A 14,515-nucleotide genomic window follows, 5' to 3' on the forward strand; every position below is an offset into this window, starting at 1 on the left:
CACTTCCCACGCCTCCCCCGGGAGACCACCGAAGGCACCGTCTACACGGTCACCGGCGGCGACTGGGACGAGGTCGTCCAGTCCGCGGCCCGCGCCGACGACGAGCGCATCGTCGTCAACATGGGACCCCAGCACCCCTCCACCCACGGAGTGCTCCGCCTCATCCTGGAGATCGAGGGCGAGACGGTCACCGAGGCCCGCTGCGGCATCGGCTACCTGCACACCGGCATCGAGAAGAACCTCGAGTACCGCACGTGGACGCAGGGCACCACCTTCGTCACGCGCATGGATTACCTGACGTCGTTCTTCAACGAGACCGGCTACTGCCTCGCCGTCGAGAAGCTCCTCGGCATCGAGGACCAGGTCCCCGACCGCGCCACCCTCATCCGGGTGCTCCTGATGGAGCTGAACCGGCTCTCCTCGCACCTGGTGTGCATCGCCACCGGCGGCATGGAACTCGGCGCCACCACGATCATGATCTACGGATTCCGCGATCGTGAAATGATTCTCGACATCTACGAGCTGATCACGGGCCTGCGGATGAACCACGCGTACATCCGGCCCGGCGGACTCGCCCAGGACCTGCCGCCCGGCGCGGTGGACCAGATCCGCGAGTTCGTGAAGAAGATGAAGAAGAACCTCCCCGAGTACGACAAGCTCGCCACCGGGAACCCCATCTTCAAGGCCCGTATGCAGGACATCGGCTACCTCGACCTCGCGGGCTGCATGGCCCTCGGCGTCACCGGCCCGATGCTGCGCTCCACCGGCCTGCCGCACGACCTGCGCAAGGCGCAGCCGTACTGCGGCTACGAGACCTTCGACTTCGAGGTCCCGACCGCCGACACCTGCGACGCCTACGGTCGCTTCCTGATCCGGCTGGAGGAGATGCGCCAGTCGCTCAGGATCGTCGAGCAGTGCCTGGACCGGCTTGAGCCCGGACCGGTGATGGTCGCCGACAAGAAGATCGCCTGGCCCGCCCAGCTCGCCCTGGGACCGGACGGACTCGGCAACTCCCTGGACCACATCAAGAAGATCATGGGCACCTCCATGGAGGCCCTGATCCACCACTTCAAGCTGGTGACCGAGGGCTTCCGCGTCCCGCCGGGACAGGCGTACGCGGCGGTCGAGTCACCCAAGGGCGAACTCGGCGTCCACGCCGTCTCCGACGGCGGCACCCGCCCCTACCGGGTCCACTTCCGCGACCCGTCCTTCACCAACCTGCAGGCCATGGCGGCGATGTGCGAGGGCGGCCAGGTCGCCGACGTCATCGTCGCCGTCGCGTCCATCGACCCCGTGATGGGAGGCGTCGACCGGTGACCACCTCTTCTTCGGAGCGGGGCGTCAGCCTGGGTATGCCCGAACTGCCCGCACCCGACTACCCGGACGACGTCCGCACCCGGCTGGAGCGGGACGCGCGCGAGATCATCGCCCGCTACCCCGACTCCCGGTCCGCCCTCCTGCCGATGCTGCACCTCGTGCAGTCGGAGGAGGGCCATGTCACGCGCACCGGGATGCAGTTCTGCGCGGACATGCTCGACCTGACCACCGCCGAGGTCACCGCCGTCGCCACCTTCTACACCATGTACCGGCGCAGGCCGAGCGGTGACTACCAGGTCGGGGTGTGCACCAACACCCTGTGCGCGGTGATGGGCGGAGACGCGATCTTCGAGGCGCTCCAGGAGCACCTCGGCGTCGGCAACGGCGAGACCACCGACGACGGCAAGGTCACCCTGGAGCACATCGAGTGCAACGCGGCCTGCGACTACGCGCCGGTCGTGATGGTCAACTGGGAGTTCTTCGACAACCAGGACGTGGAGAGCGCCAAGCGCCTCGTGGACGACCTGCGCTCCGGGAGCCAGGTCACGCCCACGCGCGGGGCGCCGCTGTGCACCTTCAAGGAGACCGCCCGGATCCTGGCGGGCTTCCCCGACGAGCGGGACGGCGCGGCCGAGGCATCCGTGAGCGCGGGACCCGCCTCACTGATCGGCCTCAAGATCGCCAAGGGCGAGGCGGCACCCGCGCGGGTCGTGCACCCGCGGGACGCCGGAGCCCACGGCGAGCCGCAGGACAAGGTGCACGAGCCGTCGCCCGCCGAGCACCTCAGTTCGCATGACGCGCCGCAGGACACATCGGCCTCCGACCCCTCCCACCCGGCGGGGCCCGTCGACGAGGAGGGGGAGTGATGACCTTGGCACCCGAGCTGAAAGACACCAGCCCCGAGAAGCTGCTCGCACCCGTGCTGTCGGCCTTCTGGGACGAGGACAGGTCCTGGACGCTGGACGTGTACCGAAGGCACGAGGGATACGAGGGACTCCGCAAGGCGCTGGCCATGTCGCCCGACGACGTGATCGCGTACGTCAAGGACTCCGGGCTGCGCGGGCGCGGCGGCGCGGGATTCCCCACCGGAATGAAGTGGCAGTTCATTCCCCAGGGGGATGGAAAGCCGCACTATCTAGTTGTCAACGCCGACGAGTCGGAGCCCGGAACGTGCAAGGACATTCCGCTCCTCTTCGCGAACCCGCATAGCCTCATCGAGGGCATTGTCATCGCCTGTTATGCCATCAGGTCTTCCCATGCCTTTATCTATCTGCGCGGTGAAGTGGTCCCTGTGCTGCGGCGGTTGCACGCGGCCGTGAGCGAGGCCTACGCGGCTGGCTACCTGGGCAAGAACGTCCTCGGTAGCGGCCTCGATCTCGAACTCACCGTGCACGCGGGCGCTGGCGCGTACATCTGCGGTGAGGAGACCGCACTGCTCGACTCGCTCGAAGGCCGCCGTGGGCAACCGCGGCTCCGTCCCCCCTTTCCTGCGGTCGCGGGCCTCTACGCGTGCCCGACTGTGGTGAATAACGTCGAGTCGATCGCATCAGTTCCCGCCATCATGAAAAACGGCAAGGAGTGGTTCAGGTCGATGGGCAGCGAGAAGTCCCCGGGCTTCACGCTCTACTCGCTCAGCGGCCACGTCGCCAACCCCGGCCAGTACGAGGGCCCGCTCGGCATCACCCTGCGCCAGCTGCTGGAGATGGGCGGCGGCATGAGGCCGGGCCACCGGCTGAAGTTCTGGACCCCGGGCGGCTCCTCGACCCCGATGTTCACCGACGAGCACCTCGACGTCCCCCTCGACTACGAGGGGGTGAGCGCCGCCGGTTCCATGCTCGGCACGAAGGCGCTCCAGTGCTTCGACGAGACGACCTGCGTGGTGCGGGCGGTGACGCGCTGGACCGAGTTCTACGCCCACGAGTCCTGCGGCAAGTGCACGCCCTGCCGCGAGGGCACGTACTGGCTGGTGCAGTTGATGCGCGACATCGAGGCCGGGAAGGGCCAGATGTCCGACCTCGACAAGCTGAACGACATCGCCGACAACATCAACGGCAAGGCGTTCTGCGCCCTCGGCGACGGCGCCGCCGCGCCGATCTTCTCCTCGCTGAAGTACTTCCGTGAGGAGTACGAGCAGCACATCACGGGCCGTGGCTGCCCCTTCGACCCGGCCAGGTCGACGGCCTGGGCCGACCACCGTACGGAGGTGAACGCATGACAGTGACCACCAGCGCTCCCTCCGGCGGGGGCGAGGCGGCCCTCCCCCCGGAAGACCTCGTGACGCTGACGATCGACGGCGCCGAGGTCAGCGTGCCCAAGGGCACCCTGGTCATCCGGGCCGCCGAACAGCTCGGCATCGAGATCCCCCGGTTCTGCGACCACCCCCTCCTCGACCCGGCGGGCGCCTGCCGCCAGTGCATCGTCGAGGTCGAGGGCCAGCGCAAGCCGATGGCGTCCTGCACCATCACCTGCACCGACGGCATGGTCGTCAAGACGCAGCTCAGCTCGCCGGTCGCGGAGAAGGCCCAGAAGGGTGTGATGGAGCTGCTGCTCATCAACCACCCGCTGGACTGCCCCGTCTGCGACAAGGGCGGCGAGTGCCCGCTGCAGAACCAGGCGATGTCGCACGGCAACGCCGAGTCCCGCTTCGACGGCAAGAAGCGCACCTTCGCCAAGCCCGTCCCGATCTCCAGCCAGGTGCTGCTCGACCGGGAGCGGTGCGTGCTGTGCGCCCGCTGCACCCGCTTCTCCAACCAGGTCGCGGGCGACCCGATGATCGAGCTGCTGGAGCGGGGCGCGCTCCAGCAGGTCGGCACCGGCGAGGGCGACCCGTTCGAGTCGTACTTCTCCGGCAACACCATCCAGATCTGCCCGGTCGGCGCCCTCACCTCGGCGGCGTACCGGTTCCGCTCCCGCCCCTTCGACCTGATCTCCTCGCCGTCGGTGTGCGAGCACTGCTCCGGAGGGTGCGCGACCCGCACCGACCACCGGCGCGGCAAGGTGATGCGGCGGCTCGCCGCCAACGAGCCCGAGGTCAACGAGGAGTGGATCTGCGACAAGGGACGCTTCGCCTTCCGGTACGCCCAGCAGAAGGACCGCCTGGAGACGCCCCTGGTGCGCAACGCCGAGGGTGAGCTGGAGGCGGCGTCCTGGCCGGACGCGCTCCAGATCGCCGCGCAGGGCCTGCTGGCCTCGCGGGGCCGCACCGGTGTGCTGACCGGCGGGCGGCTCACCGTCGAGGACGCCTACGCGTACAGCAAGTTCGCGCGGGTGGCGCTCGACACCAACGACATCGACTTCCGCGCGCGCGTGCACAGCGGCGAGGAGGCCGACTTCCTCGCCGCGCGCGTCGCCGGGCGCGGCCGCGACCTCGACGGTACGGGCGTCACGTACACGGCGCTGGAGAAGGCGCCCGCCGTACTGCTGGTCGGCTTCGAGTCGGAGGAGGAGGCGCCCGGCGTCTTCCTGCGGCTGCGCAAGGCGTGGCGCAAGCACGGGCAGCGGGTGTTCTCGCTGGCCACGCACGCCACCCGGGGCCTGGAGAAGGCGGGCGGCACACTGCTCCCGGCCGCTCCCGGCACGGAGACCGAGTGGCTGGACGCGCTGGCGGGCGGTGTCGGTCTGGAGAACGACGGTGCGGTCGCCGCGGAGGCGCTGCGCGCCGAGGGCGCGGTGATCGTCGTCGGTGAGCGGCTGGCCGCCGTGAAGGGCGGTCTCACCGCCGCCGTACGGGCCGCGTCCGCGACCGGCGCGCAGTTGGTGTGGATCCCGCGGCGGGCCGGGGAGCGCGGCGCCATCGAGGCGGGCGCGCTGCCGTCGCTGCTGCCGGGCGGGCGTCCGGCGACCGACCCGCGCGCGCGGGAGGAGGTCGCCGCCGTCTGGGGCGTCGCGGACCTGCCGCACAGCTACGGCCGTGACACCGGGCAGATCATCGAGGCCGCCGCCACCGGCGAACTGCAGGCGCTGCTGGTCGCCGGGGTGGAGGTCGCCGACCTGCCCGATCCGGCACGCGCGCGTGAGGCGCTCGCCGAGGCCGGGTTCGTGGTCTCGCTCGAACTGCGGCCCAGTGAGGTCACGGAACTCGCGGACGTCGTCCTGCCCGTCGCCGCGGTCGCGGAGAAGGCGGGCGCCTTCCTCAACTGGGAGGGCAGGGCACGCTTCTTCGAGGCCGCGCTCAAGCCCGAGCACACCCCGCGCAGGCTGAACGCCGACGCGCGGGTGCTCCAGATGCTGGCCGACGCCATGGACGTCCACCTGGGCCTGCCGGACCTGCGGACCGTGCGCGCCGAGCTGGACCGGCTCGGCGCCTGGGACGGGCCCAGGGCCACCGATCCGCTGGAGACGGCGGGCGGGCTGCCGCGTCCGGCCGCCGGGGAGGCCGTCCTCGCCGGGCACCGGCTGCTGCTCGACCAGGGCGTCCTCCAGGAGGGCGACGAGGCGCTCGCCGGGACCCGGCACGCCGCCCACGCGCGCGTGTCGCCCGCCACGGCCGCCGAGGCGGGCGTCGAGGACGGCGGCACGGTCGCCGTGACCGGCCCCGCCGGAACGGTCGAACTCCGGCTGGAGATCACCGAGATGCCCGACCGCGTGGTCTGGCTGCCGCTGAACTCCGTCGGCGGCGGCGTCGCCTCCGACACCGGCGCCCGGCCCGGCTCGCTCGTCCGCATCGGCCCGGCGACCGACGCCGCCGACGCCCTCAAGGAGGTGGAGGCATGAGCCCGTACCAGGCTGCCGAGGATCTCTCGCTGTTCGGCACCGACCCCTGGTGGCTGACCCTCATCAAGGCGGTCTTCTGCTTCGCCTTCGTACTGGTCTCAGTGCTGTTCGCCATCGTCTGGGAACGCAAGGTCGTCGCCTGGATGCAGCTGCGCGTCGGCCCCAACCGGCACGGCCCCTGGGGTCTGCTCCAGTCGCTCGCCGACGGCATCAAACTGATGCTGAAGGAGGACCTGATCGTCCGCCGCGCCGACAAGGCGGTCTACGTCCTCGCGCCGATCGTCGCGACCGTACCGGCCTTCATGGCGATCGCGGTGATCCCCTTCGGCCCGGCCGGGAACGAGATCTCGATCTTCGGCCAGCGCACCACGATGCAGCTCACGGACCTGCCGATCGCGATGCTCTACATCCTCGCGGTCGCCTCGGTCGGCATCTACGGCATCGTGCTGGCGGGCTGGAGCTCCGGCTCCACCTATCCGCTGCTCGGCGGTCTGCGCTCCTGCGCGCAGATGATCTCCTACGAGATCGCCATGGGCGCCGCCTTCGCCTCCGTCTTCCTCTACTCGGGGTCGATGTCAACCTCCACGATCGTCGAGGCGCAGGCGGACCGCTGGTACGTGATCCTGCTGCCGGTCTCCTTCCTGATCTACATCGTGACGATGGTCGGCGAGGTCAACCGCGCCCCGTTCGACATGCCGGAGTCCGAGGGCGACCTGGTCGGCGGCTTCAACACCGAGTACTCGTCGATCAAGTTCGCGATGTTCATGCTCGCCGAGTACGCGAACATGATCACGGTGTCGGCGGTGGCCACGACGCTCTTCCTGGGCGGCTGGCGGGCGCCCTGGCCGGTCAGCACCTTCTGGGAGGGCGCCAACCACGGCTGGTGGCCGATGCTCTGGTTCGTCCTGAAGGTGCAGCTGCTGCTGTTCTTCTTCATCTGGCTGCGCGGCTCCCTGCCCCGGGTCCGCTACGACCAGCTCATGAAGCTCGGTTGGAAGGTCCTCATCCCGGTCTCCCTGGTCTGGTTGATGCTCGTCGCCACCGTGCGGACCCTGCGGAACGAGAACTACGACTTCACCGACATCGCCCTCTACGTCGGCGGCGGCGTGCTCGTCGTACTGCTGCTGTCCTTCGTCGCGGACATGTTCCGCGACCGCGGCAAGGCGGAGCAGGAAGCGCCCGCCGCACCGCCCGGCTTCGACCCGATGGCGGGCGGGTTCCCGGTGCCGCCCATGCCGGGGCAGGAGCTTCCGCCGGTGCCCAGGCGTCGCCCGCGCCGCGAGCGGGAGTTGATTGTCAGTGGTGGGCCGGATACTGCCAGTGACGGATCTCTGGATGGAAAGGAGGCGTCCGATGGCTGAGGAGCCCCAGGAGGCCGGGCAGACGAAGCCCGGGTTCATGAACCCCGTGGCCGGTTTCGGCGTGACCTTCAAGGCCATGTTCAAGAAGCGGCTGACCGAGCAGTACCCCGAGCAGCAGAAGACCACCGCCCCACGGTTCCACGGACGGCACCAGCTCAACCGCCATCCGGACGGCCTGGAGAAGTGCGTGGGCTGCGAGCTGTGCGCCTGGGCCTGCCCGGCCGACGCGATCTACGTCGAGGGCGCGGACAACACCGAGGAGGAGCGCTACTCCCCGGGCGAGCGGTACGGCCGCGTCTACCAGATCAACTACGCCCGCTGCATCCTGTGCGGCCTGTGCATCGAGGCGTGCCCCACGCGCGCGTTGACGATGACCAACGAGTTCGAGCTGGCCGACTCCAGCCGCGCCAACCTCATCTACACCAAGGAGCAACTGCTCGCCGGTCTTGAGGAGGGCATGGTCGACAGCCCGCACGCGATCTACCCGGGCATGGACGAGCAGGACTACTACCGGGACCTGGTCACCGAGGCCGCGCCCGGCACGGTCCGGCAGCCCGCCGTCTCCAAGGGGGAGGCCCCGCAGGAGGCCGCCGCCACCTCCGGCGCGGAGGAACCGGCGTCCCAGGAGGTGATCGGCCGATGACCGGGCAGCTCGCCGCGTACTCCACCTCCACCGGGGAGGCGGTCCAGTTCTGGATCCTCGGCACCGTCGCCGTGCTCGGCGCCCTGGCCACCGTCTTCATGAAGAAGGCCGTGCACAGCGCGCTCTGCCTCGCCGGGACCATGATCATCCTGGCGGTGTTCTACCTCGCCAACGGCGCCTACTTCCTCGGCATCGTGCAGATCGTCGTCTACACCGGCGCGATCATGATGCTCTTCCTCTTCGTGGTGATGCTGGTCGGTGTCACCGCGGCGGACTCCCTGAAGGAGACCATCAAGGGCCAGCGCTGGGTGGCCCTGCTGTGCGGCCTCGGCTTCGGCGTCCTGCTCGTCGGCGGCATCGGCAACGCCTCCCTGAGCGAGTTCAACGGCCTCGCCACGGCGAACGCGGGCGGCAACGTGGAGGGTCTGGCGTCCCTCATCTTCACGAAGTACGTCTTCGCCTTCGAACTGACCGGCGCCCTGCTGATCACGGCGGCGGTCGGCGCGATGGTGCTCACCCACCGCGAGCGCACCGAGCGCGCCAAGACCCAGCGGGAGCTGGCCCAGCAGCGCGTGCGCGGGGGCAAGCACCTGCCGCCGCTGCCCGCCCCCGGCGTCTACGCCCGGCACAACGCCGTGGACATCGCCGGTCTGCTCCCGGACGGCACCCCGTCCGAGCTGACGGTCAGCAAGACGCTGCGGGAGCGCGGCCAGATCCGGGACGTCTCCACGGACGCGCTCAACGACCTGCGGGCGCTGGAGCAGCGGGCCGAGGAGCGCCTGGAGCGGGCCGCGATCGAACCGGCGACCTTCAAGCGGGCCGAGGAGGCATCGAAGTGAACCCGGTCAACTACCTCTATCTCGCGGCCCTGCTGTTCACGATCGGCGCCACCGGCGTGCTGATCAGGCGGAACGCGATCGTGCTGTTCATGTGCGTGGAGCTGATGCTCAACGCCTGCAACCTCGCGTTCGTCGCGTTCTCCCGGATGCACGGCAACCTCGACGGCCAGATCATCGCCTTCTTCACGATGGTCGTCGCCGCCGCGGAGGTCGTGGTCGGGCTCGCGATCATCGTCTCGGTGTTCCGCGCCCGGCACTCGGCCTCGGTCGACGACGCCAGCCTGATGAAGCTGTAAGGGGTCGGAAGAATCGTGGAGAACCTGATTGCGCTGCTGGTCGCGGCGCCCCTGCTCGGAGCGGCCGTCCTGCTGTGCGGCGGCCGTCGGCTCGACGCCGTCGGCCACTGGCTCGGCACCGCGCTCGCCGCCGTCTCCTTCGGGATCGGCCTCGTCCTCTTCGGCGACCTGCTCGGCAAGGGCGCCGAGGAACGGACGCTGACGCAGCACCTCTTCAGCTGGATCCCCGTCGAGGGCTTCCAGGCCGACGTCGCCTTCCGCCTCGACCAGCTCTCGATGACGTTCGTGCTGCTGATCACCGGCGTCGGCTCGCTGATCCACCTGTACTCGGTCGGGTACATGGAGCACGACGAGCGGCGCCGCCGCTTCTTCGGCTACCTGAACCTGTTCCTCGCGGCGATGCTGCTGCTCGTCCTCGCCGACAACTACCTGCTGCTGTACGTGGGCTGGGAGGGCGTCGGTCTCGCCTCCTACCTGCTCATCGGCTTCTGGCAGCACAAGCCCAGCGCCGCGACCGCCGCGAAGAAGGCGTTCCTGGTCAACCGCGTCGGCGACATGGGCCTGTCCATCGCGATCATGCTGATGTTCACCACCTTCGGCACCTTCGCCTTCGGGCCGGTGCTGGACAGCGTGGGGGAGACCTCCGAGGGCAACCTCACCGCGATCGGCCTGATGCTGCTGCTCGCCGCGTGCGGCAAGTCCGCCCAGGTGCCGCTCCAGTCCTGGCTCGGGGACGCGATGGAGGGCCCGACGCCGGTCTCCGCGCTGATCCACGCCGCGACGATGGTCACCGCGGGCGTGTACCTGATCGTCCGCTCCGGAGCGATCTTCAACGCCGCGCCGGACGCGCAGCTCGTCGTCACCATCGTCGGCGCGGTCACGCTGCTGTTCGGTGCGATCGTCGGTTGCGCGAAGGACGACATCAAGAAGGCTCTCGCCGGTTCGACGATGTCGCAGATCGGCTACATGGTCCTCGCCGCTGGCCTCGGCCCCATCGGCTACGTCTTCGCGATCATGCACCTGGTGACGCACGGCTTCTTCAAGGCCGGGCTGTTCCTCGGCGCCGGTTCGGTGATGCACGGCATGAACGACGAGGTCGACATGCGCCGCTACGGCGGCCTGCGCAAGTACATGCCGGTCACCTTCGTCACCTTCGGCCTCGGCTACCTCGCGATCATCGGCTTCCCCGGCCTGTCCGGCTTCTTCTCCAAGGACAAGATCATCGAGGCGGCATTCGCCAAGGGCGGCACCGAGGGCTGGATCCTCGGCTCCGTCGCCCTGCTGGGCGCGGCCATCACCGCGTACTACATGACGCGCGTGATGCTGATGACGTTCTTCGGTGAGGAGCGCTGGCGCAACGCCCCGACGCCGTCCCTGGCGGAGCCGAGCGTGGAGCCCGCCGCCGAGACCCGCGGCGAGTACACCCCGCCGCACCCGCACGAGTCGCCCAAGGTCATGACGGTACCGATGATCGTCCTGGCGGTCGGCTCGGTCGCGGGCGGCGCGTTCTTCAGCATCGGCGACCGCTTCCTGCACTGGCTGGAGCCCGTCACCGGCCACGACCACGGGCACGCGCCGATCAGCGCCGCCACCGTCACCGCCGCGACCGTCGCCTGCATGGTCATCGGCGTCGCGCTCGCGTGGGCGCAGTACGGGCGCCGCCCGGTCCCGGCCGTCGCCCCGCGCGGGTCGCTGCTCACCCGGGCCGCCCGCCGCGACCTCCTCCAGGACGACTTCAACCACGTCGTCCTGGTCCGCGGCGGCGAGCACCTCACCCGCTCCCTGGTGTACGTCGACCACACCCTGGTCGACGGAGTCGTCAACGGCACGGCGGCCTCGGTCGGCGGCCTCTCGGGACGGCTGCGCAGGCTCCAGAACGGCTTCGCGCGGTCGTACGCGGTCTCGATGTTCGGCGGTGCGGCGGTCCTGGTCGCCGCGACCCTGCTGATGAGGGCGGTCTGATACCGATGTCCTTTCCCCTGCTGACAGCGACGGCGGTACTGCCCGCGCTCGGGGCGGTCGCCACGGCGGCCGTACCGGCCGCGCGGCGCACCACCGCCAAGTGGCTGGCCCTGCTCGTCTCGCTGGCCACGCTCGCGCTGGCCATCACCGTCCTGGTCCGCTTCGACCCGGACGGCGACCGCTACCAGCTCACCGAATCCCACTCCTGGATCGCCGACTTCGGGGTCCGCTACGAACTGGGCGTCGACGGCATCGCGGTCGCGCTGATCGCGCTGACCGCCGTCCTGATCCCGTTCATCATCCTGGCGGGCTGGCACGACGCCGACCCGCTGGAGACCGGCAGCAAGCGGTGGCGGCCCACCCAGGGCTTCTTCGCGCTGATCCTGGCCGTCGAGGCGATGGTGATCATCTCCTTCGAGGCCACCGACGTCTTCCTCTTCTACATCTTCTTCGAGGCCATGCTCATCCCGATGTACTTCCTCATCGGAGGCTTCGGGGACCGTGCCCACGAGCACGGCGAGGAAGTGGCGTCCACGCAGCGGTCGTACGCCGCCGTGAAGTTCCTGCTCTACAACCTCGCCGGTGGCCTGATCATGCTGGCGGCCGTGATCGGCCTGTACGTGGTCGCCGGGAACTTCTCGCTCCCGGAGATCGCGCAGGCCCGCGCGAGCGGCGAGCTGGACATGGCGACCAGCACCGAGCGCTGGCTGTTCCTCGGCTTCTTCTTCGCCTTCGCGGTGAAGGCGCCGCTGTGGCCGCTGCACACCTGGCTGCCCAACGCCATGGGCGAGTCCACCGCCCCGGTCGCCGTGCTGATCACCGCGGTCGTCGACAAGGTGGGCACCTTCGCGATGCTCCGCTTCTGCCTCGGGCTGTTCCCGGAGGCGTCGAAGTGGGCGACGCCCGCCATCCTCGTACTGGCGCTGATCAGCATCATCTACGGGGCGTTGCTCGCCGTCGGCCAGCGCGACATCAAGCGCCTGGTGGCGTACGCGTCGATCTCGCACTTCGGCTTCATCATCCTGGGCATCTTCGCGATGACCAGCCAGGGCCAGTCCGGCGCGACGCTGTACATGGTCAACCACGGCATCTCCACCGCCGCGCTGATGCTGGTCGCCGGGTTCCTGATCTCCCGGCGCGGCTCGCGGCTCATCGCCGACTACGGCGGAGTGCAGAAGGTCGCCCCGGTCCTCGCCGGTACGTTCCTGATCGGTGGACTCGCGACCCTGTCGCTGCCGGGACTGGCGCCCTTCGTGAGCGAGTTCCTGGTGCTGGTCGGCACGTTCTCGCGGTACCCGGCGGTCGGCGTCATCGCCACCTTCGGCATCGTGCTCGCCGCGCTGTACACCCTCGTCCTCTACCAGCGGACGATGACCGGCCCGGTGAAGGCCGAGGTCGCCAAGATGCCCGACCTCAGGGTGCGGGAACTGGTCGTCGTCGCGCCGCTGGTCGTGCTGCTGATCGTCCTGGGGGTCTACCCGAAGCCGGTCACGGACATCGTCAACCCGGCGGTCAAACAGACCTTGTCGGACGTACAGGAGAAGGATCCCCGGCCTGACGTGGAGGCGGCCAAGTGAGCGCAACAGCCGTCCACAGCCTGTGGACAACGGCGGCCGACCCGATCTCGAAGATCGACGCGCCGAAGATCGAGTACGCGCAGCTCTCGCCCACCCTGATCGTCGTGGGCGCGGCGATCATCGGCGTGCTGATCGAGGCGTTCGTACCGCGCAAGTCCCGCTACTACGCCCAGACCTTCGTGGCCGTGGTGGCCCTGGCCGCCGCGTTCGCCGCGGTCGTCGCCCTCGCGGTCGACGGGTACGGCACCACGAAGGCCCGCATCGCGGCGATGGGCGCCATCGCGGTGGACGGACCGGCGCTGTTCCTCCAGGGCACCATCGTGCTGGCGGCGCTGGTCGCGCTGTTCACGTTCGCCGAGCGGCGGCTCGACCCGGAGGCGCACGGCAACCGGGTCGACTCCTTCGCGGCGCAGGCCGCGTCGGTGCCCGGCAGCGAGAGCGAACAGGCCGCGGTGAAGGCCGGGTTCGCCACCACCGAGGTGTTCCCGCTGCTGATGTTCGCGGTCGCCGGGATGCTGCTGTTCCCCGCGGCCAACGACCTGCTGACGCTCTTCGTGGCGCTGGAGGTCTTCTCGCTGCCGCTGTACCTGCTGTGCGCGCTGGCCCGCCGCAAGCGGCTGATGTCGCAGGAGGCCGCGGTCAAGTACTTCCTGCTGGGCGCGTTCGCGTCCGCGTTCACCCTGTTCGGCATCGCCCTGCTGTACGGCTACGCCGGGTCGATGTCGTACGGCACGATCGCGCAGGTCGTCGACGGCACCGTCCCCGAGGTCACGCCCGCGCTGGCGTCCACCATGGGCAACGACGCGCTGCTCCTCGTCGGCTCCGGGCTGATCGTGATGGGCCTGCTGTTCAAGGTGGGCGCGGTGCCGTTCCACATGTGGACGCCGGATGTGTACCAGGGCGCGCCGACGCCGGTGACCGGCTTCATGGCGGCGGCGACGAAGGTGGCCGCGTTCGGCGCGCTGCTGCGCATCCTGTACGTGGTGCTGCCGGGCCTGCGCTGGGACTGGCGGCCGGTGATGTGGGGCGTGGCGATCATCACCATGCTCGGCGGTGCGATCGTCGCCATCACCCAGACCGACATCAAGCGGCTGCTGGCGTACTCGTCGATCGCCCACGCGGGCTTCATCCTCGCCGGTGTCATCGCGACCACGCCGGACGGTGTCTCCTCGGTGCTGTTCTACCTGGCCGCGTACTCGTTCGTGACGATCGGCGCCTTCGCGGTGGTCACGCTGGTGCGGGACGCGGGCGGCGAGGCGACGCACCTGTCCAAGTGGGCCGGTCTCGGCCGTAGGTCGCCGCTGGTCGCGGCGGTCTTCGCGGTGTTCCTGCTGGCCTTCGCGGGCATCCCGCTGACCAGCGGCTTCGCCGGGAAGTTCGCCGTGTTCAAGGCGGCGGCGGAGGGCGGCGCGGCCCCGCTGGTCGTGGTCGGCGTGATCTCGTCGGCGATCGCGGCGTTCTTCTACATCCGCGTGATCGTCCTGATGTTCTTCAGCGAGCCCAGGCCCGAGGGCCCGACCGTCGCCGTCCCGTCGCCCCTGACGATGACGGCGATCGGGGTGGGCGTGGCGGTCACGCTGGTGCTGGGCGTGGCACCGCAGTACTTCCTGGACCTGGCGGGTCAGGCGGGAGTCTTCGTGCGCTGACCTGGTCCCTTCTGAGCCGCTGCCCGGCACCCCGGCTTCGGGGGCGCCGGGCAGCGGCGTCTGCGGTCATACCGCGGGGGTGAGCCTGTGGATAACTCCGGATGCTGTCGGTGGGGGCCCCTATCGTTGAGGCAGTGGTCGAGGGACGACGTACGGGGGGC

At 69.8% G+C, this 14,515-nt stretch carries 10 protein-coding genes and 1 pseudogene; all 11 read left to right on the forward strand.

Features of this window, described 5'->3' with window-relative positions; translation table 11 throughout:
• Nucleotides 1-18 precede the first annotated feature (18 nt).
• Nucleotides 19-1,317: pseudogene (locus ACFQZ6_RS20970) on the forward strand (NADH-quinone oxidoreductase subunit D); the annotation flags it as partial.
• Nucleotides 1,314-2,183: an NADH-quinone oxidoreductase subunit NuoE gene (nuoE, locus tag ACFQZ6_RS20975; protein WP_381611376.1), complete on the forward strand. Its 870-nt coding sequence runs from the start codon at nucleotides 1,314-1,316 to the stop codon at nucleotides 2,181-2,183. The pseudogene ACFQZ6_RS20970 and the gene nuoE, both read left to right, overlap by 4 nt.
• Nucleotides 2,183-3,532: an NADH-quinone oxidoreductase subunit NuoF gene (gene nuoF / locus ACFQZ6_RS20980; protein WP_381611378.1), complete on the forward strand. Its 1,350-nt coding sequence runs from the start codon at nucleotides 2,183-2,185 to the stop codon at nucleotides 3,530-3,532. Before nuoE ends, nuoF begins: the two co-directional genes overlap by 1 nt.
• On the forward strand, nucleotides 3,529-6,030 hold the full coding sequence (locus tag ACFQZ6_RS20985) for an NADH-quinone oxidoreductase subunit G (RefSeq protein ID WP_381611380.1): 2,502 nt from the start codon (nucleotides 3,529-3,531) through the stop codon (nucleotides 6,028-6,030). Before nuoF ends, ACFQZ6_RS20985 begins: the two co-directional genes overlap by 4 nt.
• Nucleotides 6,027-7,391: an NADH-quinone oxidoreductase subunit NuoH gene (gene nuoH / locus ACFQZ6_RS20990; protein WP_381611382.1), complete on the forward strand. Its 1,365-nt coding sequence runs from the start codon at nucleotides 6,027-6,029 to the stop codon at nucleotides 7,389-7,391. The genes ACFQZ6_RS20985 and nuoH overlap by 4 nt, the downstream gene beginning before the upstream one ends.
• A complete protein-coding gene (gene nuoI / locus ACFQZ6_RS20995) occupies nucleotides 7,384-8,034 on the forward strand; it encodes an NADH-quinone oxidoreductase subunit NuoI (RefSeq protein ID WP_381611384.1) in 651 nt (216 codons plus the stop codon). Before nuoH ends, nuoI begins: the two co-directional genes overlap by 8 nt.
• Nucleotides 8,031-8,873: an NADH-quinone oxidoreductase subunit J gene (locus tag ACFQZ6_RS21000; protein WP_381611386.1), complete on the forward strand. Its 843-nt coding sequence runs from the start codon at nucleotides 8,031-8,033 to the stop codon at nucleotides 8,871-8,873. Before nuoI ends, ACFQZ6_RS21000 begins: the two co-directional genes overlap by 4 nt.
• Nucleotides 8,870-9,169 carry an NADH-quinone oxidoreductase subunit NuoK gene (gene nuoK / locus ACFQZ6_RS21005; RefSeq protein ID WP_356061246.1) on the forward strand — a complete coding sequence of 100 codons (300 nt, stop codon included), beginning with the start codon at nucleotides 8,870-8,872 and terminating at the stop codon, nucleotides 9,167-9,169. Before ACFQZ6_RS21000 ends, nuoK begins: the two co-directional genes overlap by 4 nt.
• Before the next feature lie 15 nt (nucleotides 9,170-9,184).
• Nucleotides 9,185-11,131 (forward strand): NADH-quinone oxidoreductase subunit L, encoded by a 1,947-nt coding sequence (gene nuoL, locus ACFQZ6_RS21010; RefSeq protein WP_381611388.1) that lies wholly within the window; start codon nucleotides 9,185-9,187, stop codon nucleotides 11,129-11,131.
• 5 nt (nucleotides 11,132-11,136) lie between these two features.
• The gene (locus tag ACFQZ6_RS21015; RefSeq protein WP_381611390.1) at nucleotides 11,137-12,708 is read left to right on the forward strand and encodes an NADH-quinone oxidoreductase subunit M; all 1,572 of its coding nucleotides are present in this window, start codon (nucleotides 11,137-11,139) and stop codon (nucleotides 12,706-12,708) included.
• The gene (nuoN, locus tag ACFQZ6_RS21020) at nucleotides 12,705-14,354 is read left to right on the forward strand and encodes an NADH-quinone oxidoreductase subunit NuoN (protein WP_381611392.1); all 1,650 of its coding nucleotides are present in this window, start codon (nucleotides 12,705-12,707) and stop codon (nucleotides 14,352-14,354) included. The genes ACFQZ6_RS21015 and nuoN overlap by 4 nt, the downstream gene beginning before the upstream one ends.
• The last annotated feature ends 161 nt before the right edge of the window (nucleotides 14,355-14,515 follow it).

Source organism: Streptomyces flavalbus (assembly GCF_042674625.1).
In the GTDB taxonomy this organism is placed as follows: Bacteria; Actinomycetota; Actinomycetes; order Streptomycetales; family Streptomycetaceae; genus Streptomyces; species Streptomyces flavalbus.